Origin of the sequence: Archangium violaceum (assembly GCF_016859125.1) — a bacterium.
GTDB lineage: Bacteria > Myxococcota > Myxococcia > Myxococcales > Myxococcaceae > Archangium > Archangium violaceum_A.
This window is the reverse complement of record NZ_CP069338.1, coordinates 12,326,673-12,350,873: the sequence shown is the minus strand read 5'-3', so window position 1 is coordinate 12,350,873 and position 24,201 is coordinate 12,326,673. Positions and strand designations below refer to the sequence as shown.

Genomic DNA, 24,201 nt, shown 5'->3' with positions numbered 1-24,201 from the left:
GTTTTCAGTCAGGGGGGGTGGGCAGGCAGGCACCTGACACCTTCCCGTGGTGCGGGCGATGCCGTAGCCTGCGTCTCCCCATGTCCCGGCGCGGTCCGTTCGCCCTCTGTCTCCTTCTCCTCGGTGCCTGCCAGCGGATGTCCGCTCCGGCCGTGCCCGATGCGGGCTCCCCCGTGGCCACTTCGGCGCCCGCGCCCGCCGCCGTCCCCGTGCCCGAGCCGATTCCCACCTGCCGGGCCGCGGGGGCCGCTCCGCTCGCCGCGGCGCTGGACTACCTCGACAGCGGCAGGTTCCCGGAGGCCCTGTCCTGTGCCGCCCAGGCCTCCGCCCTGGAGCCGGACTCGGCCGCCGCCCACGCGGCGCGGGGTGAGGCACTGGCCGCGCTCAACCGCACGGCGGAGGCGCAGGTGGCCTATGCCCGGGCGCTCGCCATCGACCCCGGCCACCCGGACGCGCTGCTCGGCGCGGCCCACCTCTACGCCGTACAGCTACCCTCCAGCCGCGAGTACGACGAGCTGGGCGCGCTCTACGCCGAGCGCGGGCTCTCCCAGGCCGACGTGTCGCCGGAGTCATTGCCCCGCTTCGCGCTGGTGGCCGCCATGGCGCTCAATGATCTGGGTCAGGCCAGCGAGGCGCTCCAGCGCGCGCAGCTCGTCCTGGCGCGCGAGCCCCACAATCACGAGGCCGCCTACGAGAAGGCCCTGGCCCTCTTCGAGCTGTGCCGCTTCGCCGAGGCCCGGGCGGCCTTCAGCGGCCTGGTGAACGACAAGGAGCGCGGGGCGCACGCGCACTACCACCTCGGCCTGTTGCTGGAGCGCGAGGGCAGGTGGAAGCAGGCACAGACGCACTTCGACAAGGCGCGCGCCCTCTCGCCAGAGGACTTCCCCGTGCCTCCCACCCCCTCGCAGGCCGAGTTCCGCGAGGAGGTGGCCCGCGCGGTGTCGGCCCTCCCCGAGGACATGCGGAGGGATCTCTCCGGCGTGCCGGTGCGCGCCGAGGAGCTGCCCGCGGACGAGGATCTTCTCTCCGGCGATCCGCCCCTGTCCCCCGCCATCCTCGGCCTCTTCCGTGGCCCGCCGCTGGGGGAGCCCTGCGACGGCACGGAGACGCCCTGCCGCTCGGTGGTGCTGTACCGACTCAACCTCGCCCGCGCCGTGCGCTCCCGGGAGGAGCTGCGCGAGCAGATCAAGGTGACGCTGCTCCACGAGGTGGGGCACCTGCGGGGCGAGGACGATCAGGAACTGGCCGCCCGAGGCCTGGAGTGACACGCCCTATGGTCCGTTCCCCATCCCTTCCCATCGCCCGCGTGAGCCTCAAGGGGGCCAAGGCCCTGCGCCGGGGCCACCCCTGGCTGTACCGCACCGAGCTGGTGGAGCTGCCCGATACGCAGGAGCGCGGCGCCGTGGTGGCGGTGGTGGACCCGCAGGGCAACCCCGTGGGCCAGGCCTTCTACGCGCAGCGCTCGCCGCTGGCGCTGCGGCTGTTGACCCGCAGGGGCCCCACCGAGGAGAAGGTGGACGAGGCATGGCTGCGCCACCGCCTGGAGCTGTCCCTCGCGCGGCGCGCGCCGTTGCGTCACCGCGATGGCCTGCGCCTGGTGCACGGCGAGGCGGACCTCCTGCCCGGCCTCTTCGTGGATCGCTACGGCGCGGGCCTGTCGCTGCAGACGCTCTCCGAGGGCATGGACGTGCGCAAGGAGTGGGTGGCGCGCACCCTCGTCGAGCTCACCGGGGCCACCCACGTGGTGTGCCGCGACGATGCCTCCGGCCGCGACTTCGAGGGCCTGACGCGCGAGGTGCGACTGCTGCACGGCGAGGGCGAGGCCCGCTTCAGCTACCACGAGGGGGAGAACCTCCTCGAGGTGGATCTGCTGGGCGACATGAAGACGGGCGCCTTCCTGGACCAGGTGGACAACCACCTGCGCGCCTCCGAGCTGGCCCGGGGCGAGGCGTTGGATCTCTTCAGCTACCATGGGGGCTTCGCGCTGGCGCTGAGCCGGAGCTGTGACTCGGTGCTGGCGGTGGAGCAGGACGCCAAGGCCGCCGAGCGCGCCCGGGCGAACGCCGAGCGCAACGGGCGCTCCCACGTCACGGTGGAGAACGCCAACGCCTTCGACGTGCTGCGCCGCTTCTCCGAGTCCGGCCGCCGCTTCGACACGGTGGTGGTGGATCCTCCGGGGCTGGCCAAGCGGCGCGAGGGTCTGGCCACCGCCCTGCGCGCCTACCACGAGCTCAACCTGCGCGCCCTCAAGTGCCTGCGCCCCGAGGGCCTGCTCGTCACCTGCTCGTGCTCCGGCAAGCTCTCGCGCGAGGCCTTCGAGGAGATGGTGCTCTCGGCCGCCTCGGACGCGAAGCGGCCTGTGCAGATCCTCGAGCGCCGGGGCGCGGGGTTGGATCACCCGGTGCTCGGTGGCCTGACGGAGACCGAGTACCTCAAGGCGTTCTTCGTCCGAGTCCTGTAGTCCCCGGCGGGGTGGGGCGTTTCAGACGCCCAGCTCCTCGCGCAGCCGCTTCACCTGCTTGAAGTACTCGGAGCGGGAGAAGGGCACGTTGAGGATGTGGAAGTCCTTCTTGGAGAGGCCCACGCTGCCGAAGCAGTAGTTGCTGTCGGACATGTTGCGGCACAGCACCAGGTAGGCGCTGCCGGTGCAGTTCTCGCTCTGCACGCAGTAGGCGCATTGGTGGCACTGCTTGCAGTCCACGCAGTGCGTGCAGTTGTTGCACAGCTCGCAGCGGGTGCAGTGGGTGCACTGGTAGCAGCTGTCGCAGTCGCGGCAGAACATGCAGTTGGCGCACCGCTCGCAGCCCTCGCACGCGTAGGAGCCGGGGTTGCCCGGATCCGCCGTGTAGAGCTTGGCCAGCCGCTGGTACTGCTCGAGGAACTCGCGCTTGCCCATGCCGGCCACCTGCTGGCGTGCCTGGGCCTCCTGCTCGAGCACATCCGGTGCGTTCCCCCGCGACCCTCTGTCCTTCACCACGGATGCTCCTTTCATTGATGATCCGCACCACCGGGGGCGCGGTCCAACCGTGCCAGCCCCTCGAGGTCGATGTCACGCGCCACCCGGCGCACCTCCACGGTGCCCGGGTACCCTCGACTGCTCACCGCGACCACGTACCGGTTGCCCACCAGCAGGCTGGCCTCGGCCTGCCCGGTGGACGCGTCGTAGCGTACGAAGCCCACCGCCTCCTTGTCCTTCCAGAAGATGGGGGCGGTGGGATCGTTCTGGGCCCGGTCCCGGCCCTCCTCGGCCGCGGCGCGGATGGCCTGGCCCAGCTTCTTCCCCAGGGTGGTGTCCACGATGCGCACCTTCACTTCCCGCTCCTCACCGTGAGTGAAGCTGCGCTCGGCCTCGCTGACGGACACGTCGCCGTAGCGGCCGGTGGAGCCCCCATCTCCCGCGCGCGTGAGGCCCTCCAGCGTCTCCGGGAGGAAGCGCCGCAAGTCCTCGAAATGCGTGCAGGGGAAGGGGGCCAGGGTGTCCGCGGAGGCACTCTCCGGGACACCCGGTGTCTTCTTTCCACCATCGGTGCAGGCGGTGCTCGCGACGAGCGCGAGGAGAATGAGCCGCCGCGGAAAAGAATAGTCGCGCACGGGGGAATCAAAGGGTATCCCCGGGCCGCGCGCAATGGACCTCTCGAAGCTCAACCCCCCGCAGCGCGAAGCCGTGCTCACCACCGAGGGCCCCCTCCTGGTGCTGGCGGGCGCAGGGAGCGGGAAGACCCGTGTCATCACCAACCGTATCGTCCACCTGCTCGACAAGCGGCCGGGTGGGCTGCTGGCCCGCAACATCCTGGCGGTGACCTTCACCAACAAGGCCGCCACGGAGATGAAGGAGCGCCTGGTCCACATGGCCGGGCCCCGGGCCCAGAACGTGCTGGTGTGCACCTTCCATGCCTTTGGCGCGGAGATGCTCCGCGAGGACATCTACCGGCTGGGCTGGCCCAAGAAGTTCACCATCGCCGATCAGGGCGACCAGGTGGCCATCATCCGGCGGGCCATGAGGGAGCGGCGCATCGATGATCGCTCCTTCGATCCCCGCAAGGTGCTCAACCTCATCTCCAAGGCGAAGAACGCCGGCAAGGTGCCCGAGCCACTCGGGGAGGGGATGGGGGACGACTACGATCTCATCGCCCACATGGTCTACGAGGCCTACCAACTCGCGCTCAAGGCGCAGGGCTCGGTGGACTTCGATGACCTGCTCATCCTCCCGTCGCGGCTGCTGCGCGAGCACGAGGACCTGCGGCAGAAGTACACCCAGCGCTTCCGCTACATCCTGGTGGACGAGTTCCAGGACACCAACCAGGCCCAGTTGGATCTCCTGAAGCTGCTGGCCAGCGGTGAGACGCGCAACGTGTGCGTGGTGGGCGACGACGACCAGTGCATCTACAGCTGGCGCGGCGCCGAGGTGCGCAACATCCTGAGCTTCGACCAGTACTTCCCCGGGGCGAAGGAGGTGCGGCTGGAGCAGAACTACCGCTCCACCCAGGTGGTGCTGGACGCGGCCAACGCCGTCATCGCGAAGAACCCCGAGCGCAAGGCCAAGCAGATGTGGTCCGAGCGCAAGGGCGGTCCGCGCATCAAGGTGGTGACGGCCCCCACCGAGGAGGAGGAGGCGCGGTATGTGGCCAGCGAGATCTCCAGGCTCGTGGCCGGCGGCATCCCCCCGGATGAAATCTCCATCCTCTACCGCGTCAACGGCCAGTCGCGGCCCATCGAGGAGATGCTGCGAGAGAAGAACATCCGCTACGAGGTGGTGTCGGGCAGCGAGTTCTTCGACCGGCGCGAGGTGAAGGACGTCATCGCCTACTTCAAGCTGATCGCCAACCCTCGGGACGAGACGGCGCTCCTGCGCATCATCAACGTGCCGGCGCGGGGCATTGGCGACGTCACCATGGAGCGGCTGGTGGCGCACGCGCGGCGCGACAGCGTGACGCTCTGGGGCGCCATGGAGCGCGCCGCGGGGTACGAGGACCTGCCCAAGGGCGCGGCCGAGAAGGTGAAGGAGTTCCTCCAACTCGTGGAGCGCTACCGGCAGTCGTACGAGCAGGGCAACCTGGCGGCGACGACGCGCAAGCTGCTGGAGGAGATCGGCTACAAGGACGACGCGAAGTCCCTGACCACCTCGCAGGCCAGCGCGGACCGGAAGCTCAAGTCCATCGACCAGGTGATCAACTCCCTGGAGGCCTTCGAGAAGCGCGAGGGCCCCAAGGCCAGCCTGCTCACCTACCTGAACCGGCTCAGCCTCGATACCCGCCAGGAGGAGGAAGAGGTGCCCGGCGGGCAGAAGGCCGTCACCCTGATGACCCTCCATGCCTCCAAGGGCCTGGAGTACCGGGTGGTCTTCTTCATCGGCATGGAGGAGGAGCTGATGCCCCACAAGGGCATGCAGGGCGAGGCGCAGAACCTCGAGGAGGAGCGCCGGCTCTGCTACGTGGGCATCACCCGGGCCAAGGAGATCCTCTACCTCACCCGGTCCGCCATGCGGGTGAAGCGGGGGAAGGAGGTGCCTCGCACCCCCTCGCGCTTCCTGGAGGACATCCCCCCGGAGCTGGTGGAGCTGGTGGACCTGGATGCCCCCCGCAAGGGCCCTCCCACCGCGGAGGAGAAGAACTTCTTCGCCAACCTCAAGGAGCGCTTCAAGGCCCAGGCCGCCTCCCAGGGGGCAGGCGGGGGAGCGCCCTCTCCCGCCACCCCGACTGTTGGGGGGACGGCGGGAGCGGCTCCCGCCCCCACCGGAACGGCGGGTGGGGCACGCTGAACGCAGTGTGACCTTGACTTGCCTCCCGCCCGCCTCTAAGACGGTCGGCCTTTCCGGGCCAGCTTGGAAGTTCTCGGGGTGGACCCGTGGTTGCTACGGCTACAGGCGCTACACGCGCCAACCATGCTTTTGGAGTTCAAACAATGTCGCAGAGGACCTACAGCGCCAAGCCGGCGGACATCAAGCGCGACTGGCACATCATCGACGTGAACGGGAAGGTGCTGGGCCGCGCCGCCAGCCAGATCGCCACGCTGCTCAAGGGCAAGCACAAGGCGATGTACACCCCGTCCATCGACACGGGTGATCACGTCATCGTCATCAACGCCGACAAGGTGCGCGTGACGGGTACGAAGGAGCAGGACAAGATGTACTACCGGCACCCGCGCGCGGGTTTCCCGGGTGCCCTGAAGATCACCAACCTCGAGAAGCTGCGTCAGCGGCACCCCGAGGACATCATCATCAACGCCGTGCGCCGCATGCTGCCGCGCAACGCGCTCGGCCGCCAGATGATGACGAAGCTCAAGGTCTACGCCGGTGACACCCACCCGCACGCCGCCCAGAAGCCGGTGGCGCGCGAGGTCGAGGCGTAAGAGCTCCTTCCTTCCCAACTTTCCGCACCTTTTAGAGAAGAGACGACATGGCTACCGCCACCGAGAAGGGTTTTTATGGCACCGGCCGCCGCAAGGAGGCCACCGCGCGCGTGTGGATCCGCCCGGGCACCGGCGTTGTGATTGTCAACGGCCGCGACATCAACGTGTACTTCGGCCGTGAGACGTCGAAGATGATCCTCAACCAGCCCCTGGACGTCCTCGAGCAGAAGGGCAAGATCGACATCGAGGTCAACGTTCGCGGCGGCGGTCTGAGCGGTCAGGCCGGCGCGATCCGCCACGGTCTGTCCCGCGCGCTGTGCAACTACAACCCGGACTTCCGCCCCGCGCTGAAGAAGGCCGGCTTCCTCACCCGCGATGCCCGCGCCGTCGAGCGCAAGAAGTACGGTCAGCCGGGCGCGCGTCGTCGGTTCCAGTTCTCCAAGCGCTAAGCCGTCTTTCCGGTTTCGCTGGAGTACCCACGCGGCGGGGGTCCCTTCGGGGGGCCTCCGCCGTTGTGTTTTGCGGGTCAGGGCAGGCGATCGAGCCTCGTCCCGGGAGCCCCCTCGTCGGATCCGTTCGACGTGCTAGCATCCAAGACCATCCATGGAACTCAACGAGATCCTCCAGATTGCGCTCCGCGGCGGTGCCTCCGACATCCACCTCAAGGCGGGCCTTCCGCCCATGTTCCGTGTCGACGGCTCGCTGGTGCCGCTGAAGGACGGCAAGCGCCTCCCCCCCGAGGAGGTGGCTCGCATGGTCTTCGGCATCATGAACGAGTTCCAGAAGGAGAAGTTCAAGCAGAGCAACGAGGTGGACCTGGCCTACGGCGTCCCCGGGTTGGGGCGTTTTCGCGTCAACGTGTTCCAGCAGCGCGGCACCATTGGCGCGGTGATGCGTGTCATCCCCACCAAGGTGATGGCCATCAAGGAGCTGATGCTGCCGCCCATCCTGGAGAAGATCTGCCTGGACGAGCGCGGCCTCATCCTCGTCACCGGCACCACGGGTTCGGGTAAGTCCACCACGCTCGCGGCGATGATCGATCACATCAACGCCACCGAGACGAACCACATCATGACGATCGAGGATCCGATCGAGTTCCTCATCCGGGACAAGCGCTCCATCGTGAACCAGCGCGAGGTGGGCGTGGACACGATGTCGTTCGCCCAGGCGCTCAAGAGCGCGCTGCGGCAGGATCCGGACGTCATCCTCGTGGGCGAAATGCGAGACCACGAGACCATCGAGACGGCGCTCGCGGCGGCGGAGACGGGCCACCTGGTGATGTCCACGCTGCACACGCTGGACGCCACGGAGACCATCAACCGCATCGTCTCGGCCTTCCCGCCGTACCAGCAGAAGCAGGTGCGCATCCAATTGGCGAGCGTGCTCAAGGCGGTGGTGAGCCAGCGCCTGATTCCGCGCGCGGATGGCAAGGGCCGCGTGGCCGCGGTGGAAGTGCTGCGCTGCACCGCGCGCGTGAAGGAGCTCATCGAGGACAAGGACCGGACGAAGGAGATTCCGGACGCCATCTCCCAGGGCTTCGACACCTACGGGATGCAGACCTTCGACCAGTCGCTGATGTCGCTGGTGAGGCAGGGGCTCGTCACCTACGAGGAGGCCCACCGGCAGGCCACCAACCCGGACGACTTCGCGCTGCGCTTCTCGGGCATCAGCGCCACCTCGGACTCGAAGTGGGACAACTTCGATGCCAACGGCGCCAAGCCCGTGCCGGGCTCGGCCAGCTTCGGCCAGAACCAGCAGCCCCAGCCCGCGGCGACTCCGCCGCGTCCGGCGCCCGCTCCCGCCGCCGTGGCCCGTCCGGGGGCTCCGTCCTCGGTGCCCCGTCCGGGAATGCCCGCTGTCCCCAACCCCTCGCGCGCGGGGGTTCCGGCGGTGGGTGCGGCCCGTCCCGCGGCTCCGGCGCCAGCCCCGGCGCCCAAGGCTCCGGCGCCGGCACCGGCCGACGACGACTTCCAGATCGAGCGCTTCTAGGCGGAGTGTCCGCGGGAGGCCCCCTCTCCCGCTGGGAGAGGGCTGGGGTGAGGGTATTTCCCCGCTCGGTGTCCCTGAGCACCAGACGTCACGCCGCAATCCTTGCGGCGCCGGGTGTCGTAACCGCACCTCTGCAGACCCCTGACGGAGCTCCGCGAGCGGTGTGGGGGGCTCCCTGGGTGGAACGTCGTTTGCTCCTCGTGGGCTCATGAATCCCGAGCCCCCGTGGTACGCAACCGATGGTGGCACGCGTTGTTGTTCGTGGTGTTGCTCGCGCTGGGCTACCAGCTGCTGGATCGCGTGGAGCGCACCTCCTTCTCGTACTCGGACTTCCGTGAGGCCCTGACGACGGGGAAGGTGCAGGCGGTGACCGTCTCCGAGGATCGTATCAGCGGGACGATGGCGCCCGAGTCCGCGGGTGGCGAGCCGCGGCCCTTCGTCGTGGTCCGCGTGGAGGATCGGACCTGATGCGCGAGCTGATGGCGCACCAGGTGACGGGGACGGTGCCGGGCAACCCATGGGTCCAGCTCGGCCTCTGGCTGCTGCCACTGGGGCTCGTGTTCCTGATGATGCGGCTGCAGGGAGGTCTCCACGGGTGCGCAGGATGATCTGCTGAAGGCCACGGACATCGCCCGGAGCACATGGTGAAGGGGTATGGGATGAGCGACTCGCTGGGCCCGGTGACGTTCGACCTGGAGCGCCGCTCGCCCCTGTACGACGGGAACGTGCCGGGTCCGCGCGGTGACTACAGCGAGGAGCTGGCGCGGCGCATCGACCAGGAGATCCGCGGCCTGCTGGACTCGCAGCACGCGCGGGTGACGCGGGTTCTCAGTGAGCGGATCGACCTGCTCCGGGAGGGAGCGGCGCGGCTGCTGACCCGGGAGGTGATGTCGGGAGAGGAACTGACCGCGCTGGTGGGCTCGGCGGAGGGGAAGGCGGCCGGACCGGAGAAGGACGACGCCTGAGCCCTCCCCTCCACCCGGGGAGGGGGCCGCTACGCCTCCTCGTCCCCGAGCTGGGCGCGCAGGCGCGAGAGCCGCTGGGGGCCGATGAGTCCCTCCCGGGCCAGCACCTGCAGGAAGTCCACGGTGGCGCGCAGGCCTGCCTCCATCTCTTCCTCGGGCTTCTCGGCGATCTCGGCTTCGTAGAGCGCTTCCATGTGCTCGGGGTTGATGGGGGTGGGCCCCTCGCCCCAGGCGGTGTTCACCAGGGCCCGGGAGATGCGCGCGCGGACGTTTCGCTCCGCCTCGTCCCGGCTCGCCTTCTCGAATCCGAGGATGAGGGCATCCACCTGCTCGCGGGTGAGCGCGGCCAGGGCGGGGACCTCGCCGAGCGTCTCCTGCACGTACGTCCGGTCGAAGGACTCCACCTCCTCCTCGTAGCCGAAGGCCTCCTCCAGCAGGATGGAGGCGATGAAGGCGTCCGTCTCGTCCTCACTGGCGCCCTCCTCCTCGAGGGCCTTGCGGGCCTTGGCGGTGGCGGTGGAGAGGGCGGGGTCCTCGGCGATGGCGCGCGCCGCGGCGTAGGCGGCCAGGAAGACGACCGCCGCCTCGGCATCCGAGGAGAGGTGGCGCTTGCCCTTGCCCCCCATCAGCGCATTGCGCTTGTCGGGGTGGGCGGCGGCGGTCTGGGCGAAGAGCCGCTCCTCGGGCTCGAGGGGCGCGCCGTCCTTCTCCTTCTGGAGCGTCTCGCGGGCGGCTTCGGGGCTGAGGTAGCGGGCGATGAGGGGGTGCATGCCGCGCCTGTTACCACATGCTAGAGAGCTGGCGATGGACTCCGAGGATTCCACTCCCGAGGAAGTCAGGCGCGCGACGGACGTGTGCCTGCGACTGTTATCCGCTCGTGCCCGCAGCCGGCACGAGCTGTTGATGGCGCTCGAGCGCAAGGGCTTCTCCGAGCCGGTGTGCGAGAAGGCACTGGCACAGGTGGAGGGTTGGGGTTACCTGGACGACGAGCGCTTCGCCCGGGAGCGGGCGGCGGTGCTGTTGCAGCGGGGCAGGTATGGGCCCCGGGCGGTGCAACAGCGGCTGGAAGCCCATGGGTTGAGCCGCGAGGCGGCGCGCGAGGCGGTGGCCACGGCCAGCGGAGAGGTGGAGTTCGACGCCGAGGCCGCCGCGCGCCAGGTGCTGGAGCGGCGGGGGCTGCTGGGCCGCAAGCTGGAGCCCAAGGAGGCGGCCCGGGCCGGTCGCCTCCTGGCCAGCCGGGGCTTTTCCTCGGACGTCATCCAGCGGGTACTCGGTGACGCAACGCTGGAACCTTCGGTTCCAGAAGATTAGCTTGCCTCCCTACCCATGCGTTTCCTTCGAGCTGTCTGTCTGACTGCCTTCCTGTGCAACGCCGCTGGCTGCGCGGCCCTCTCCACCGGCCAGACGGCGGCGCCGGACTTCACCACCGCCGCCGAAACCAACCTCCAACGCGGCGACGAGGCCCTGGAGCGGAAGGACTTCCTCCAGGCCCAGCAGTATTACGAGCACGTTCGCACCAAGTACCCCTACCTCGAGGTGGCCAACGAGGCCGAGCTGCGGCTGGCGGATCTCGACTTCGCCCAGGAGCAGTTCGCGGAGGCGCGCGAGAAGTTCTCGTCCTTCATCAAGCTCCACCCCACGCATCCCAAGGTGGACTACGCCGCGTACCGCTCGGCCCTCACCCACGTCGAGGACTTCCCCTCGGACTTCTTCCTGCTGCCGCCTTCCACGGAGAAGGACCAGACGGAGGTGGTGGCGGCGCTGAGCGCGCTCAACGACTTCATCCGCCAGTACCCCAACTCGCAGTACGTCCCCGAGGCGAAGCAGAAGATCGAGGAGACGCGCCAGCGGCTGGCCGCGCACGAGAAGTACGTGGCCGACTTCTATGCCCGGCGCAAGCGCTGGAAGGCCGTGGCGCAGCGGTTGGAGGGGTTGCTGAAGAACTACCCGGGCACCTCGCTGGAGGAGGAGGCCCTCTTCGATCTGCATGACGCCTACGTGCAGCTCAACGACGCCGAGCGCGCGAAGCAGACGCTGCAGCGGGTCATCGAGCGCCTGCCGGGGACGCCCGCCGCCGAGCGGGCCCGGAGGATGATGGGCTCGTGAGCAGCTCCGAGGCATGGAGCCGGCTGGGGGGGATCCTCATCGCCGTGCTGGCCGCCGGGGCCGCCATGGTGGTGCTGGTGCCCCGTTGGTTGGGCGTCGCGGCCGGACCGGAGGCGGAGATCATCACCGTCCTCAAGAGCACGGAGCGGCAGGGGCTGTCGTTGGCGCTCCCAGGAGTGGGCGAGCCGCTCACGTCCCGGGAGCACCACTTCGCGCGCATCACCGTCAACGTGGAGCCGGGCGGGGAGCGCGCGGTGGCCTGGGCGACGCTGGACTTCAGTGGCCGGCTGGGTGGCACCTCGGTCAGCTCCCTGGGCGTGGAGCGGGTGCCCTTCGTCCGCCGCGGGCGGGATTGGGTTCCAGAGGGACTGGCCGCGCCCCGGCTGGCGGCGGTGGTCCGGGCGCTGGAGTCCCGGCGCCAGGCGCTGGAGGCGGGCAATCGCGAGGCCCTGGAGGGACTGCTCTCGCGGGGCGGGGCGGCCGACGCGGGGGGAGGGGAGACGGAGCTGGAGCGGGTGATGGCGCTCCAGCGGCGCCGCTACCGCTCGGAGGCGTGGTACCTGCGGCTCGAGCGTGACGATGCCGTGGCCAGCGAGGAATGGCGGTTGGAAGGACAACTGCCCTCCCGTCCCGTGGACGAGAAGGGCCAGCGTCGGCTCTCCTTGGTTCGTAGTGGAGAGGAATTCTTGTTTTCGCCCGGTCTCATGTAGGCTAGGGCGCTATTATCGGCTGACTCAGCTGCGGGGTCGGGTTCAATGGACGGTAGGGTGCTGGGAGCCAGGGCAACACTCATCATCGAGGGCGTAGCACCGTGAGCACTCCGACGCCGGGCAAGACGACGTACGCGCTCAAGTTCATCTCCGGCAAGTACCAGGGCGGTGAGTTCCCGCTGAAGACGGAGAAGCAGATCGTCATCGGCCGCTCCAGCGAGCTCGACATGGTGCTCGTCGAGGACATGGTCTCGCGCAAGCACGCGCGGATCATCGTCAACGGGGCCGGGCAGATCTCCATCGAGGATCTGGGCTCGACCAACGGCACCTTCGTCAACGGCGAGAAGGTGAAGCAGGCGACGCTCAAGGAGGGGGACCGCATCCTCATCGGGACCTCCATCCTCAAGCTCATCCAGCAGGGGGCCGGTGTCGGCGAGGTCGACGACGCCATGGCCAAGCAGAAGCTGGAGGAGGCTGCGGCGGCGCAGGCGGCGCGGACGTCGACGAAGGCCTCGTCGATGACGGGGAAGATCGAGGAGATTCCCCTGCCGGACCTGCTCCAGCTCTTCCACACGTCGAAGAAAAACGGCGTGCTGGTGGTGAGCAACGAGAACGAGGGGAAGATCTACCTGCGCCAGGGCCGCGTCTACTACGCGGTCATCGACGACAACCACAACCTGGGGCCGCAGAAGAGCTTCAACCGCATCATCACCTGGGAGCAGGGCGACTTCGAGCTGCGTCCGGCGGATCCCCAGGAGTTCATGGTGGAGCTGGACTCGTCCACCGAGGCGCTGCTGATGGACGCGCTGAGGCAGCTGGACGAGTACAAGCGCATCCAGAGGGAGCTGCCGGCGACGAGCACGCAGCTGTCGTTGGCGTCTCCCATGACGGCGCCGCTGCGCGAGCTGACGCCGGAGCTGCTGGACGTGCTGCAGGCGGTGCACAACTACGGCTCGCTGGGCGGGGTGCTGGACCACTCGGAGCAGGACGACGTGGTGGCCGCCGAGGCGGTGCTGCAACTCATCAAGCGCGAGTACGTGCGCGCCAGCTAACGAGGCCTTCCGTGTCCGAAGATCAGAAGCCGCGCCGACTGACGGAACTGTCACATTGCGCGGGTTGAGCGGCCAAGATCCGGGCCGCGGACCTGGCGCAGGTCCTGCGCCAACTGAAGACTGCGAAGGACACGAGGGCGCTGGTGGGCTTCAACACCAACGATGATGCGGCCGTGTATCGTGTGGCGCCGGGGATGGCGCTGGTGAGCACGGTGGACTTCTTCCCGCCGGTGGTGGACGACCCGTACCAGTTCGGGGCCATCGCGGCGGCGAACGCGCTGTCGGACATCTACGCCATGGGGGCCAGGCCCCTGTTCGCGCTCAACCTGGTGGGCTTCCCGAAGGATCGCCCCCTGGAGGAGCTGACGAAGATTCTCGCGGGAGGCCAGGCGAAGGCGGACGAGGCGGGCATCCCCATCCTGGGTGGGCACTCGGTGCAGGACCCCGAGCCGAAGTACGGCCTGGCGGTGACGGGACAGGTGCACCCGAAGAAGGTGCTGACGAACGCCGGGGCGAAGCCGGGGGATGTGCTGATGCTGACGAAGCCGCTGGGCTCGGGCATCGCCACCACGGCCATCAAGCGGGGCGTGGCCTCCGAGGAACTGACGGAGCGCGTGGTGGCGCTCATGTCGACGCTGAACAAGAAGGCGGGAGAGGTGTTCGCCTCGGGGAAGTTCAAGGTGAACGCCCTCACGGACGTGACGGGCTACGGCTTGCTGGGGCACCTGCTGGAGATGATGACGGGGGCCAAGGCGAAGGCCTTCCTGGACCTGGAGCGCATCCCCATCATCTCGGAGGTGCCGGCGCTGGCGCAGCAGGGGGTGGTGCCGGGCGGGACGAAGTCGAATCTGGCCCACGTGGCGAAGAAGGTGCGCTTCCCCAAGGGGCTGCCCGAGGACATCCAGTGGGTGCTCGCCGACGCGCAGACGAACGGGGGCCTCCTGGCCTCGGTGCCGGCGCGTGACGCGGCGAAGGCGTACCGGGCGTTGGAGCGGGCCGGGGTGGATGTGGCCCTCATCGGTGAGGTGGGCGAGGGTCGGCCCGGCATCGAAGTCGTTGGTTAGACGGGAGTCCCCGGTCCGGTTGCTCGGCTGCTGGCGCACCTCCGTTTGCCCTCGTACGATCCGCGCCGGCATGACGCTCCGATTCCTCACACTGGCCCGTGTGCTCGTCCTCCTCTGTCTGCCCGCGTCCGCGCTCGCGGCCGAGCGCCCCGCACGCATCGTGGTGGACCCGGGCCACGGCGGCGCCCAGGAGGGCGCGACGAGCCCCACCGGTCTCCTCGAGAAGGAAGTCTCGCTCCAGATCGCCCACCGGGTGCGGGCGCACCTGGAGAAGCAACTCGGGGCGCAGGTGCTGATGACGCGGGACGAGGATCAGTCGATGCCGCTGCCCGAGCGGGTGGAGTTCGCCAACAAGCAGCGGCCGGACCTCTTCCTGTCCATCCACTGCAACGCGATGCCCACCAGGCGCACGCGCGCGCGTGTCCAAGGTATCGAGACGTACTTCCTCTCCGCCAACGCCTCCAACGCCACCGCGAGAGCGGCCGCGGACCGCGAGAACGCCGAGGCTCCGGCGGCGCGGGAGGCGAGGGGAGACTCCACGCTGGCCTTCATCCTCCACGACCTGGCGCGTACCGAGGCGCACCAGGACTCCTCGCGGTTGGCGTACGCCATCCACCAGAAGCTCATCGCCGCCACGGGTGGTTCGGACCGGGGCGTGTTGCAGGCGCCCTTCTACGTCCTCAACGGCGTGGAGGCTCCCGCCGTCCTCATCGAGGTGGGGTACATCTCGCATCCGGAAGAAGGGGCTCGCCTGGGCCGGGCCGAGCACCAGGAGAAGCTCGCCATCGCCATCACCGAGGGAGTGCGCGCCTTCCTGGCCGAGGTGCGCAAGCGCGACGCTCCGAAGCCCGCCAGGGTGGCGGCTCCCGCCACGCCCTGACACGGGACAACACTCTGGACGGACAGCGGGGCCCTTCGTCTGCTAGAGAGGCGGCCCCTATTCCCTTGCCGAGGAGCCTCCCATGCGGTCCTTCAATCGTGGGGCGCTGGACCTGCGCCCCGTTACCCTCACCCCTGGTATCACCCGTCACGCCGAGGGCTCGACCCAGGTGGAGTTCGGCCACACCCGCGTGCTCGTCACCTGCTCGGTGGAGGACAGGGTTCCGCCCCACCTGATGGGCAAGGGCTCCGGCTGGGTGACGGCCGAGTACGGCATGCTGCCGCGCTCCACGCACACCCGCACGCAGCGCGAGGCCGCCAAGGGCAAGCAGACCGGGCGCACGCTCGAAATCCAACGGCTCATCGGCCGCTCCATGCGCGCCGCGGTGGATCTGCCCGGCCTGGGCGTGCGCACCTTCACGCTGGACTGCGACGTCCTCCAGGCGGATGGCGGCACCCGTACCGCCTCCATCACCGGAGCCTACGTGGCCCTGGTGCTCGCCCTGCGCAAGCTGCACAAGGACGGGGTGATGCCGCGCATGCCGAAGCTGACCCCGCTGGCCGCCGTGTCCGTGGGCGTGGTGAAGGGCGAGGTGCGGGTGGACCTCGACTATGACGAGGACTCCACCGCCGACGTGGACCTGAACCTGGTGGCCACCGGCGACGGCCGCATCGTCGAGGTGCAGGGCACCGCCGAGCACCAGCTGTTCGACCGCAAGGCCCTGGATTCCATGCTGGACGCGGGACTGGCCGCCATCCGCCAGCTCATCGAGGCCCAGCAGAAGGCGCTGGGAGGTTCCTGACATGAAGCCCCGCCTGCTCTTCGCCACCACCAACAAGGGCAAGCTGCGCGAGCTGCGTGGCCTCGTGGGAGACGTGGTGGAGGTGCTCGCCCTGAGCGACCTGCCCCCCATCCCCGAGCCCGTCGAGGATGGAGCCACCTTCGAGGAGAACGCCGAGCTCAAGGCTCGCGCCTACGCCGAGGCCACGGGGCTGCCGGCCCTGGCGGATGACTCGGGGTTGTGCGTGGACGCGCTGGATGGCCGTCCCGGCGTCTACTCCGCGCGCTATGCCGAGGGGAGCGACAAGGATCGCTACGAGAAGCTGCTCGGAGAGCTGTCGGGCGTTCCGGACGAGAAGCGCACGGCCGCCTTCGTGTGCGCTCTCTGCCTGGCGTTTCCGGGGAAGGGCCGCGCCTTCATCGAGGTGGGTCGCTGCGAGGGTCGCATCGGCCACGCACCGCGGGGCTCGCACGGCTTCGGCTACGACCCGGTCTTCATCCTGCCGGGGGGCAAGTCGATGGCGGAGCTGACCTCCGAGGAGAAGGCCGGAATCTCGCACCGGGGCGTTGCCTTCCAGAAGATGAAGTCCCATCTGTTGGCCCTGGCCGGCGGCTCACCTGTCGGAGGGTGAGCAGGCGTCAGGAACGTTGGCCTTGCACGTCCGTTCCAGATGGTTCAACAATGTCGGCCTTTATCGGGGCGTAGCGCAGCCTGGTAGCGCACCTGCCTTGGGCGCAGGGGGTCGGAGGTTCGAATCCTCTCGCCCCGATACAGCAGTACCGCGGTAACGGAGTGAACTGGGCGCCAGTAGCTCAGCTGGATAGAGCATCGGCCTTCTAAGCCGAGGGTCGTGGGTTCGAGTCCCGCCTGGCGTACATCTCCAAGGGGCCGGAATCCTTGGGGATCTTCCTCACTGGATTCCGGCCCCTTCGCTGTTCGCCTTCTCGGGTGCCATGCCCGTCGCGGGAGCCGCCCCGTTCTCCGTCCGGACCCCGCCCGGCGTCAGAAGGAAGAGGGCGCGCATGCGTGCGTCCCACTCCAGCGCCCCCGTGGTGGGGTCCATCTCCCACGTCCCCATCCCCATGGCCTCGGTGGCCAGGCGTAGCCGCTCCTCGGCGGCGAGCGCCTCCATCCGCCGGCGCGCCTGGACCAACTCCGTCACGTCCGAGGCGACGGCGATGACGGCCTCCACCTGCCCCCGGAAGATGGCGATGGCGGTGGGGGCCTGCATGAACAGCGAATCCTCGCCCCGGCGGGACAGGCGCACGAAGTCCGTCACGTCCTCCACCCGGTGGAGGAGGTAGAGCACCTCGCCCTCGGGAGAGAGGACGGGGGTGTTGATGGGACTCCAGTAGCGCTCCTCGAAGCCGCCCCCTTCGGCCGCGAGCTGGGAGTGCGGAGCCGCGTCGGAATGGCCCTGCTCGCGCGCCAGCGCGGTATCGTCTTCTCCCCCCGGGCCCGTTGTGACGCTGGAAAGCCATGGGGCCTCCAGCTCGCGGTCACGAGTCCAACCCGTGCTGCTCCTCGTCCAGGGAGCCCGCTCTGGAGCGGCGCGGTGGCGTCAGTTCCTCCCACCGCACCCGGTAGTTGTCGCCCGCCTCCTCCAGGAAACGCTCGAGCTGGCTCAGCGAGAGTGGCCCCGGCATGGGATGGCGCGCCGGTATCTTCCTCAAGTCCGTGTGGTAGCGCACGAGGGCGGCGAAGTCCCTCGGGTGCTTTCTCGGGTCCAGGCCCAGGAAGTCACCCCCTTGGCGCGCCATCCCCAGCAGTTCCCGCCACCGCTCGATGGATGCCAGCCTTGGGCCCTCCGTGCCGTGCTGGAAGAGCATCAGGTGGATGAAGTCGAAGGGCTCCGCGTCCCGCAGGTACGCCTCCAGCGCGTCCGCGGACGTGTCCTCGTTGAAGGTCATCCAGAAGGGCACCGAGCCCGTGCGCAGCGTCCACCACGGCTCCATCGTCATGAAGGACTCCACCAGCAGCCGGCTCACCCTCATCCGTCGCTGCCGGTACCACCAGCGGTACAGGTCCGCTACCAGCGGGCTCAGGTCCCTCGGCTCGGTGTAGACGAGGCGCCGCACCCGGTAGCCCCGCCGCCGCGCGAACTCCTCCACGTCGTCGCGCAGCGCGGGCTCGAAGCCCCACTCCGCCTCGGGCGAGTCTCCGTCCGGCGTGGGCGTGTCCCAGCGCTGCTTGGGAATGCCGTAGCGGCGCAGGTACTCCTCCACGGCCTCGCCGCCGTGCTCGTACTCCTCGGGCGAGAGGCCTCCCACGGCGCCGTGCTGGAAGACGTGGCGCGGCCCCACCCGCCGCGTCGGCCAGCGCCGCTCGCACTCCACCAGGAAGAGCGTGCCTCCGGGCTCCAGTGCGTCCTCGAGGAACTCGGAGAAGGCCCGGCCCAGACCCAGGCGCTTCACCCGGAAGTACGTCATGTGGGCGAGCATCAGCCGGTCCTGCGCCGCGTCGTGCATGTGGTGAAGCACCAGGTCCGGGTTGCCCTCCAGCAGCAGCGGGGCCTTCTCCTCGCCGAAGCGCAGCGCGTGCCGGGGCTCGTCCGGAGAGAAGTGCGCGCGCACGGGGATGAGGAAGGTCTGCGGCAACCACGGAATGCCGAGCGCCGCGCACAGGTGCACCACCGCGCCTCCCGAGGAGCCGATCGCCACCGCCGGGTAGCGCCGCCTCGGGTACTGGTCCACCGTCCAACGCGCCATCTTCTCCGAGCCCACCTGGGTGAGGTGGCGTGCCTGGATGGCCTCGGCCCAGCCGGACCAGGCGTACACCTCCTCGCGCAGCCGGCGGGGCAGGGCGCTGACGAGCCGCACGAGGGGCAGCAGCGCGTTTCCCCCCCGGGCGCCCAGCGCGGGGAAGTCCTTGCCGTGTAGGAAGCGCGAGAGCGCCCGGAGGCAGCCCGTGGAGGAGTCGAAGTCAGCGACGTACTGGGAAGGTTTCATGCGTGCGGGGTCCTCACGGAGTCAGCCCGGAGCTCTCGCAGGAAGGGCTCGACCACGCGGACGAGCTCGAGCGGCGCGGCGAAGTTCAACGTGTGGGTTCCTCCGGGAATCACCACGAGCCGACCTCGCGGCAGCAACTCCGTTACCCGCTCCGCCCAGCGCTGGGGGACGATGGGGTCGCGGCTGCCCCGCACCACCAACGTGGGCGCCTGGACGTGAGGCAGCTTGTCCTCGATACGGTCCTTCAGCGCCATCCGGAAGCTGTCGAGGAAGCGCCGGAGGCCCGCCTCCCAGTAGTCGTGCAGCATGAGGGGGAGCTGCGCGGAGCGCTCCCGCAGCGAGTTGATCAGCCAGCGCCAGACCTGCTCCCGCGCGGAGCGGGCCTCGGCATCCATCGTGGGCCCTTGGAGCACCAGGCCCCCGGTGCGCTCGGGGTAGCGTGCCGCGAAGTCGGCCACGGTCTGGCACCCCAACGAATTGCCCAGGAGGATGGCCCGCTCCAGTCCCGCCGCCTCCATCCAGCCGGCCAGCGCGTCGGCGAGGTCGGACATGCTGTCCGGCGGGCGGTGCGGCTCGTCACTGCGTCCGAAGCCCGGCAGGTCCGGTGCGAGCACCCGGCAGGTGCGGGCGAGCCGCAGCAGGGTGGGGACCATGTAGCGGCTGGAGACGACGAGCCCGTGCACCAGCACCACCGTGGGCGCGTCCGGGGGCACCGGGTGCGTGGAGACGCGCACGTGAACGCGCCGCCCGTCCACGCGCGTCCACCGGCTGGCCACGTGGCCGGAGTATGTCCCGGCATCACCCGCCATGAGCGCATGCTCCCACCGCGTGAGGGCGAGCCCGAGCACCGGGAGTCTCATCTTCGCCATGCACGCCCTCCACCGCGCCCAGGAGGTGTCACGTCCTGGCACGCGCCAGACGTAGGGGCCCCCCGAGGGGATGGGTGGAAGCTGGGGTTGCTTCCCGGGGCCGACAAGGCGGTCAGGAGCATAGGCAAGCACCCGGTTCCTGGCCTGATGGTCAGGCGGGGGGCCTGGCCAGGTTGCCTGATCCACCTCCTTGCCCCTCCAGGTGACCGGTGGTGGAGCTCGCCAGTCCCGCGGCGAGCTCCACCACCGGCCAGATTTTCGGCGTCTCCGACGGCCGCGGCAATCCCCGGGCTCAGGCGCGCGCGATGGGGCGCTCGCCGGGCTTGAGGATGACCTTGGTGTAGCCGTCGCGGCGCTCGTCGAACTTGCGGTAGGCGCTCGCGGCCTCGTCGAGCGGCAGCCGGTGGCTGACGATGAAGCTGGGGCGGGCCCGGCCCGAGATGATGAGGTCGCGCAGGAAGAGGTTGTAGCGCTTCACCGGGCACTGCCCGGTGCCGATGGTGAGGGCCTTGTCGAACACCTTGCCCCAGGGCAGCGGGAACCGTCCCTGCCTGGCGTCCTCATCCGCGGCGCCCGGGTCCGGCGACATGTAGACGCCCACGATGCCCAGGGTGCCGGTGGGGTTGAGGAGCTCGACGAGCTGCTCGAGCACCTGCGTGGGGCGCTCCGGCCCGCCATGCGCGTCGGCGCGGCGGGTGTCGCGTGCCTGGTAGCCCACGGCGTCGATGCCGCACATGACTCCGAGCATCTTCTCCTCGCCCGGGCGCATGGCGCCGGTGATGAGCGGGTTGCGGCGGCGCAGCTCGCGAATCTGCTCCACCGGGTCTCCCTTCGTGAAGTCGATGGGGGTGGCGCCCATCTGCTTCACCTGGGCCAGGCGCTCGGGGACGCTGTCCACCACGTACACCTCGGCCGCCCCGCGCAGCAAGGCGCTGTAGCCGGCCAGCAGGCCCACCGGGCCCGCGCCGAAGACGGCCACGGTGGAGCCGGGCCCCACGCGCGCCAGCTCCGTGGCGTGATAGCCGGTGGGGAAGACGTCGGAGAGCAGGAGGAAGTCGTCCTCCAGCTCGTCGCCCGGCTGGCCCGGTAGCTTGAGGCAGTTGAAGTCCGCGAAGGGCACGCGGAGGAACTCGGCCTGCCCGCCGCGGTAGGGTCCCATCCCCGCGTAGCCGTAGGCGGCGTGCGGCTGCTCCGGGTTGGCCACCAGGCACGAGTGGGTCTCCCCCCGGGCGCAGTTGAAGCAACTGCCACACGAGATGTTGAAGGGGAGCACCACCCGGTCTCCCTTGCGGATGTTCACCACGCCGGGGCCCACCTGCTCCACCACGCCCATGTTCTCGTGGCCCATCACCAGGCCGGGGCCGGCGGCGGTGCGGCCTTCGTACATGTGCAGGTCGCTGCCGCAGATACCCGTGGAGGTGATGCGGACGATGACGTCCGTGGGGCTCTCGATGCGGGGATCCTCCACTTCCTCCACCCGCACCTCGCGGTTCTCCTTCAGCACGACGGCTCGCATGTCGCTACCTCGCTCGTTGAGTTGGGGTTGACGCCGCACACGTTGCCCATGGGCGGCCCAGAGGCACCTGTCAGGCGCTCGGGGGTCGGGAACGAAGCTCGTGGAGGAGGACTCCGGGATCGCCCGATGCAGGGACAGGTGGTGAGGGCCCACCGGCGGATTCCTAGTCGTTCTCGAGGACGCCCTCCCGCTCCTGGATGCCCTCCCGCTCCTGCACGCCCTCCCGCTCCTGGATGCCCTCCCGCTCCTGCACGCCGGGCTCCACCTCCAGGAGGCGCTCCTCCCCCGGCTCCTCACGCAGGCCCGCGCCGCCGATTCCTTCCTGCTCGTCCACGGCCTCCTCGCGCTCGGCCTCGCAAGCGGTCACCAGCAATCCAGACGTCACCAGCATCGACAGCAGAATGAGCCGCTTCATCGTCTTCCTCCGGGCTGAATGGGTTGGACTTGCGACAAAGCAGGTGACGATGGTTCGTGCTTGCAACAAGGGCCTGGCCAACAGCCAGGTGGGGGGCTTCGCCTTCACTCGCGCTCCGGCGGCTCGTGCCCCTTCAGCTTCGCATCGAGGATGCGAAGGATTCGTGGCCCATTCGTGATGGCCCAGTCCCTCACGCTCGGCTCCACCCGGGCCCCGTGGGCCGCTCGGTCCCCGGCCGCGATGAGCTCACTGAGCCCATAGGTCGCTGATCCATCGAGCAAGCCAAGGCCGCGAAGCCCCTCCACGATGTCCGAGAGCGGCTGGGGACCCTGGAGGCCTTTCTTGTCGGCCAGGGTGCGCAACCGCCTCTCGATGTCGATGCGCAATCCCACCAGGGCCAGATTGGGATCCGGGTTGCCCAGGTATCCGGACATGGAATTCGTGCCGGACTCCGCTTGTGGACCGGCGCTCTTCATCAGCTTGTCTCCCGCCTCCTTCACGTCCCGGAACGTGACTCCGAGGCCACCGGGCAGCTTCGCGCTCTTGATGAGCTCCGACAGCCAGGGCAGCGCGGCCAGGATGAACAGCCCCAGGGAGGTCGCATCTATCTTCAGGTCCGGCACGAGGATTCGTAGCAGGAGCAACGCGAGGGCGCCCAGGGAGACGCATACCTTGGCGACCTGGGTCTTCGTACCGGAATCCATTTCAATGACGCGTCCTTCCTGGCTGCACGCGCTTTCGCTCGTGCACGCCCGGGCCGGCGAGAAGGAGCTCGGACATCCGAACCATCAAGTGGTCCGGACGCGATTCATGAGCGGTCGTTCAGGAGGCGCTCCTGCGGCTCTGGATGAGCCGGTACGCCCCGAATCCCGCGGCGGCGATCACGGCCAGTTTCGTCACACCGGTAAATGTCTTCAGGCCCGCGTACCCCTTGAGCGCCTTCTTGCTCGCGCGTTTGAAGTTCATCGTCTGCTCCCCGTGGAGTGTGAGGTGGTTCGGGTGCTGCCCTCCTCAAGCTAGATGCTGGCCGCGCGAGTGGCCGCACGGAGGAAGGGGTTCGGACGCCAGCCCGGCGGGCCGGGGGGGCGCCGGCGCCGGGTCCTGACTTCGGTCAGCCGGCCCAGGTCGAGCTCGCATGGTTTCGCGGAAACTGCGCCCATTGGGCGGCATGCCGGAAACGGGGGCTCGCTGCGCCTGGACCTCGAGGCCGAGCGCCTCGTGCACATCGGCCGCCACGAGGTGGGCCACCACCTCGAGCGACTGGGGGGCGGAGAGGCGCAGGGGCCGGACGGGTGCGCCGCCGCTCGCGGTACCCGAAGCGCGGTGCACGCGGCAGGAGGGTGAGCGCCGAGGGGGGACGAGCCCTCCGAGCGCGCGGGCTTGCCCGGCGAAGGCCTCGCGCATCAGCCGCGCGCGCCTGTCCCCGAGGGGCAGCCCGTCCGCATCCCGGTTGAAGAGGCCGACCACGACGCGCATGGCATCCACCGAGACGAGCTGGGCGTTGCGCGAGGCCTCGACGCGCGCCGCGCCCGCCGGGGGCAGGTGGAGCCGCGGAAGTCCTCGGTTCAGCCCTTCCTGCCGCCTGGCGGCATCCAGCTCTCCGAGCAGATGAAGGGCTGTATCAGCAACTGCATGTCATGCGCGGCCGTGTGCCCGCGGACGGTGACGTACTGTCTTCAGCAGGGCGGCAAGCACGCGGCGCCCGACCACATCCGGCCATGCTCAAGCTGGAGACGGCACCCCCCTGGCAATTCCAGGTCGGGCTGCGCGAGGACCTTGCGTGCGAGCATTTCGGTGGCCGGCTAGCTCATCCAGGAGTGGTGCGTTCTTGCCCGCACGCCGCGACATGGTGATGTTCTTGGGCATGAGAGCGCGCGTGATGATGACGGTGACGGTGACGGGACTTCTGCTCCTGACGTCTCGGACGGCGGCGGCCCTCGAGCTCGAGGTCCAGAGTCAGGGGGGGGTCCTCACGTTTCCAGGGGAGGCGGCGGCGGTGACCACGGCGGGTGCTCAGTGGGGCGTGCTCCTGGGGCTCGCGCCCTGGCCCGCGCTCGGTGTCGAGCTCTCCTATCAGGGGGCCATCTACCGCACGGATGAGGCCCTCTCACCGGTGCAGGACCAGGTCCTCGAGAATGGCGCCCAGGCCGTGGTGAAGGTCGGCCCGCGGTTGGGCCGGTTCGAGCCGTACGCGCTCGGCGGTCTCGCCGTCTCCCACCGCGACGTGCGGGCACGCGAGGGCGGTCCTGGGGTGCTCCAGGACGGCGCCCTCGCCAAGGCGCCGGTCGGTGCTGGTTTCGACGTCCGGATTCCGTTGGCCCGGGTGGCGGTGTTGGGGGAGGTGGGTCCCTCGTTGCTCCTCGGCGCCCGCGGTACCTACCACTTCCTGCTCCGGACGCCCGCCCTTGGCGACGTGGACGGAGGCCGTGGCGCCGATCAGATCGGCGCCAGCGTCAACCTGGGTGCCCGTTTCTGACTTCGCGCGGCGTTCGTCGCGGCCGAACTTGTTGGGGGGCGGGCCTGCCTCGTGGCGATCGCAGCGCACCAGCAGCTCGCGC

Annotated in this window: 28 protein-coding genes and 2 tRNA genes; 20 read left to right on the top strand and 10 right to left on the bottom strand. The window is 69.5% G+C overall.

The features are described 5' to 3' along the window. Window positions 1-80 precede the first annotated feature (80 nt). Window positions 81-1,265, top strand: coding sequence for a metallopeptidase family protein (locus JQX13_RS52130; RefSeq protein WP_203406793.1), 1,185 nt, complete (start codon window positions 81-83; stop codon window positions 1,263-1,265). An 8-nt stretch (window positions 1,266-1,273) separates the two neighbouring features. Further along, window positions 1,274-2,461 carry a class I SAM-dependent rRNA methyltransferase gene (locus JQX13_RS52125; protein ID WP_203406792.1) on the top strand — a complete coding sequence of 396 codons (1,188 nt, stop codon included), beginning with the start codon at window positions 1,274-1,276 and terminating at the stop codon, window positions 2,459-2,461. Window positions 2,462-2,482: 21 nt separating this feature from the next. Here JQX13_RS52125 and JQX13_RS52120 read toward each other — a convergent pair whose 3' ends face one another. Next, complete coding sequence (locus tag JQX13_RS52120; RefSeq protein ID WP_239014395.1) at window positions 2,483-2,977, bottom strand: caib/baif family protein; 495 nt, start codon at window positions 2,975-2,977, stop codon at window positions 2,483-2,485. Between the two features lie 11 nt (window positions 2,978-2,988). After that, window positions 2,989-3,591, bottom strand: a complete 603-nt coding sequence (locus tag JQX13_RS52115; RefSeq protein ID WP_203406790.1) for a hypothetical protein — start codon at window positions 3,589-3,591, stop codon at window positions 2,989-2,991. A 34-nt stretch (window positions 3,592-3,625) separates the two neighbouring features. Here JQX13_RS52115 and JQX13_RS52110 point away from each other — a divergent pair, with 34 nt between their 5' ends. The 7 genes from JQX13_RS52110 to JQX13_RS52080 all read left to right on the top strand — a co-directional run bounded on the left by JQX13_RS52110 (window position 3,626) and on the right by JQX13_RS52080 (window position 9,302). Continuing rightward, window positions 3,626-5,758 (top strand): ATP-dependent helicase, encoded by a 2,133-nt coding sequence (locus tag JQX13_RS52110; RefSeq protein ID WP_203406789.1) that lies wholly within the window; start codon window positions 3,626-3,628, stop codon window positions 5,756-5,758. 143 nt (window positions 5,759-5,901) lie between these two features. Further along, a complete protein-coding gene (rplM, locus tag JQX13_RS52105; RefSeq protein ID WP_203406788.1) occupies window positions 5,902-6,348 on the top strand; it encodes a 50S ribosomal protein L13 in 447 nt (148 codons plus the stop codon). Window positions 6,349-6,395: 47 nt separating this feature from the next. Further along, window positions 6,396-6,797, top strand: a complete 402-nt coding sequence (gene rpsI / locus JQX13_RS52100; RefSeq protein ID WP_203406787.1) for a 30S ribosomal protein S9 — start codon at window positions 6,396-6,398, stop codon at window positions 6,795-6,797. 154 nt (window positions 6,798-6,951) lie between these two features. Then, a complete protein-coding gene (locus JQX13_RS52095; protein ID WP_203406786.1) occupies window positions 6,952-8,337 on the top strand; it encodes a type IV pilus twitching motility protein PilT in 1,386 nt (461 codons plus the stop codon). A gap of 225 nt (window positions 8,338-8,562) precedes the next feature. Beyond that, window positions 8,563-8,805, top strand: a complete 243-nt coding sequence (locus JQX13_RS52090; RefSeq protein WP_203406785.1) for an ATP-dependent metallopeptidase FtsH/Yme1/Tma family protein — start codon at window positions 8,563-8,565, stop codon at window positions 8,803-8,805. Next, window positions 8,805-8,945, top strand: coding sequence for a hypothetical protein (locus tag JQX13_RS52085; protein ID WP_203406784.1), 141 nt, complete (start codon window positions 8,805-8,807; stop codon window positions 8,943-8,945). Before JQX13_RS52090 ends, JQX13_RS52085 begins: the two co-directional genes overlap by 1 nt. A 51-nt stretch (window positions 8,946-8,996) precedes the next feature. After that, entirely contained in the window at window positions 8,997-9,302 is a 306-nt protein-coding gene (locus JQX13_RS52080) for a hypothetical protein (RefSeq protein WP_203406783.1), read from the top strand. A 29-nt stretch (window positions 9,303-9,331) separates the two neighbouring features. On the opposite strand, the gene JQX13_RS52075 is transcribed toward JQX13_RS52080, so the two are convergent. Next, window positions 9,332-10,072, bottom strand: coding sequence for a hypothetical protein (locus tag JQX13_RS52075; RefSeq protein ID WP_203406782.1), 741 nt, complete (start codon window positions 10,070-10,072; stop codon window positions 9,332-9,334). 34 nt (window positions 10,073-10,106) lie between these two features. Between JQX13_RS52075 and JQX13_RS52070 the strand changes: the two genes are divergently transcribed. The 10 genes from JQX13_RS52070 to JQX13_RS52025 all read left to right on the top strand — a co-directional run bounded on the left by JQX13_RS52070 (window position 10,107) and on the right by JQX13_RS52025 (window position 16,770). Then, window positions 10,107-10,613, top strand: a complete 507-nt coding sequence (locus JQX13_RS52070) for a regulatory protein RecX (protein WP_203406781.1) — start codon at window positions 10,107-10,109, stop codon at window positions 10,611-10,613. Window positions 10,614-10,628: 15 nt separating this feature from the next. Then, on the top strand, window positions 10,629-11,408 hold the full coding sequence (locus tag JQX13_RS52065) for an outer membrane protein assembly factor BamD (protein ID WP_203406780.1): 780 nt from the start codon (window positions 10,629-10,631) through the stop codon (window positions 11,406-11,408). Beyond that, window positions 11,405-12,118: a hypothetical protein gene (locus tag JQX13_RS52060; protein ID WP_203406779.1), complete on the top strand. Its 714-nt coding sequence runs from the start codon at window positions 11,405-11,407 to the stop codon at window positions 12,116-12,118. Before JQX13_RS52065 ends, JQX13_RS52060 begins: the two co-directional genes overlap by 4 nt. Before the next feature lie 101 nt (window positions 12,119-12,219). Continuing rightward, a complete protein-coding gene (locus JQX13_RS52055) occupies window positions 12,220-13,170 on the top strand; it encodes a DUF4388 domain-containing protein (RefSeq protein WP_203406778.1) in 951 nt (316 codons plus the stop codon). Between the two features lie 11 nt (window positions 13,171-13,181). Then, entirely contained in the window at window positions 13,182-14,234 is a 1,053-nt protein-coding gene (gene selD, locus JQX13_RS52050) for a selenide, water dikinase SelD (RefSeq protein WP_203406777.1), read from the top strand. 70 nt (window positions 14,235-14,304) lie between these two features. Then, a complete protein-coding gene (locus JQX13_RS52045; protein WP_203406776.1) occupies window positions 14,305-15,114 on the top strand; it encodes an N-acetylmuramoyl-L-alanine amidase family protein in 810 nt (269 codons plus the stop codon). Between the two features lie 82 nt (window positions 15,115-15,196). Further along, on the top strand, window positions 15,197-15,916 hold the full coding sequence (rph, locus tag JQX13_RS52040) for a ribonuclease PH (protein WP_203406775.1): 720 nt from the start codon (window positions 15,197-15,199) through the stop codon (window positions 15,914-15,916). Between the two features lies 1 nt (window position 15,917). Next, window positions 15,918-16,526: an RdgB/HAM1 family non-canonical purine NTP pyrophosphatase gene (gene rdgB / locus JQX13_RS52035; RefSeq protein WP_203406774.1), complete on the top strand. Its 609-nt coding sequence runs from the start codon at window positions 15,918-15,920 to the stop codon at window positions 16,524-16,526. 64 nt (window positions 16,527-16,590) lie between these two features. Continuing rightward, a tRNA-Pro gene (locus JQX13_RS52030) sits at window positions 16,591-16,664 on the top strand. 32 nt (window positions 16,665-16,696) lie between these two features. Next, window positions 16,697-16,770, top strand: a tRNA-Arg gene (locus JQX13_RS52025). A gap of 35 nt (window positions 16,771-16,805) precedes the next feature. Here the strand turns inward: JQX13_RS52025 and JQX13_RS52020 are convergent. The 7 genes from JQX13_RS52020 to JQX13_RS51990 form a co-directional block, all read right to left on the bottom strand. Beyond that, window positions 16,806-17,204, bottom strand: coding sequence for a hypothetical protein (locus tag JQX13_RS52020; protein WP_203406773.1), 399 nt, complete (start codon window positions 17,202-17,204; stop codon window positions 16,806-16,808). Between the two features lie 190 nt (window positions 17,205-17,394). Next, complete coding sequence (locus JQX13_RS52015; protein WP_203406772.1) at window positions 17,395-18,843, bottom strand: hypothetical protein; 1,449 nt, start codon at window positions 18,841-18,843, stop codon at window positions 17,395-17,397. Next, window positions 18,840-19,712, bottom strand: a complete 873-nt coding sequence (locus JQX13_RS52010; RefSeq protein WP_203406771.1) for an alpha/beta fold hydrolase — start codon at window positions 19,710-19,712, stop codon at window positions 18,840-18,842. The genes JQX13_RS52015 and JQX13_RS52010 overlap by 4 nt, the downstream gene beginning before the upstream one ends. A gap of 292 nt (window positions 19,713-20,004) precedes the next feature. Continuing rightward, the gene (locus JQX13_RS52005; protein WP_203406770.1) at window positions 20,005-21,228 is read right to left on the bottom strand and encodes a glutathione-independent formaldehyde dehydrogenase; all 1,224 of its coding nucleotides are present in this window, start codon (window positions 21,226-21,228) and stop codon (window positions 20,005-20,007) included. 163 nt (window positions 21,229-21,391) lie between these two features. Continuing rightward, a complete protein-coding gene (locus JQX13_RS52000) occupies window positions 21,392-21,643 on the bottom strand; it encodes a hypothetical protein (RefSeq protein WP_203406769.1) in 252 nt (83 codons plus the stop codon). Between the two features lie 104 nt (window positions 21,644-21,747). Continuing rightward, window positions 21,748-22,347: a hypothetical protein gene (locus tag JQX13_RS51995; protein WP_203406768.1), complete on the bottom strand. Its 600-nt coding sequence runs from the start codon at window positions 22,345-22,347 to the stop codon at window positions 21,748-21,750. A 118-nt stretch (window positions 22,348-22,465) separates the two neighbouring features. Then, window positions 22,466-22,609 carry a hypothetical protein gene (locus tag JQX13_RS51990; RefSeq protein ID WP_203406767.1) on the bottom strand — a complete coding sequence of 48 codons (144 nt, stop codon included), beginning with the start codon at window positions 22,607-22,609 and terminating at the stop codon, window positions 22,466-22,468. Window positions 22,610-23,507: 898 nt separating this feature from the next. Between JQX13_RS51990 and JQX13_RS51985 the strand changes: the two genes are divergently transcribed. Next, a complete protein-coding gene (locus tag JQX13_RS51985; protein ID WP_203406766.1) occupies window positions 23,508-24,119 on the top strand; it encodes a hypothetical protein in 612 nt (203 codons plus the stop codon). The last annotated feature ends 82 nt before the right edge of the window (window positions 24,120-24,201 follow it).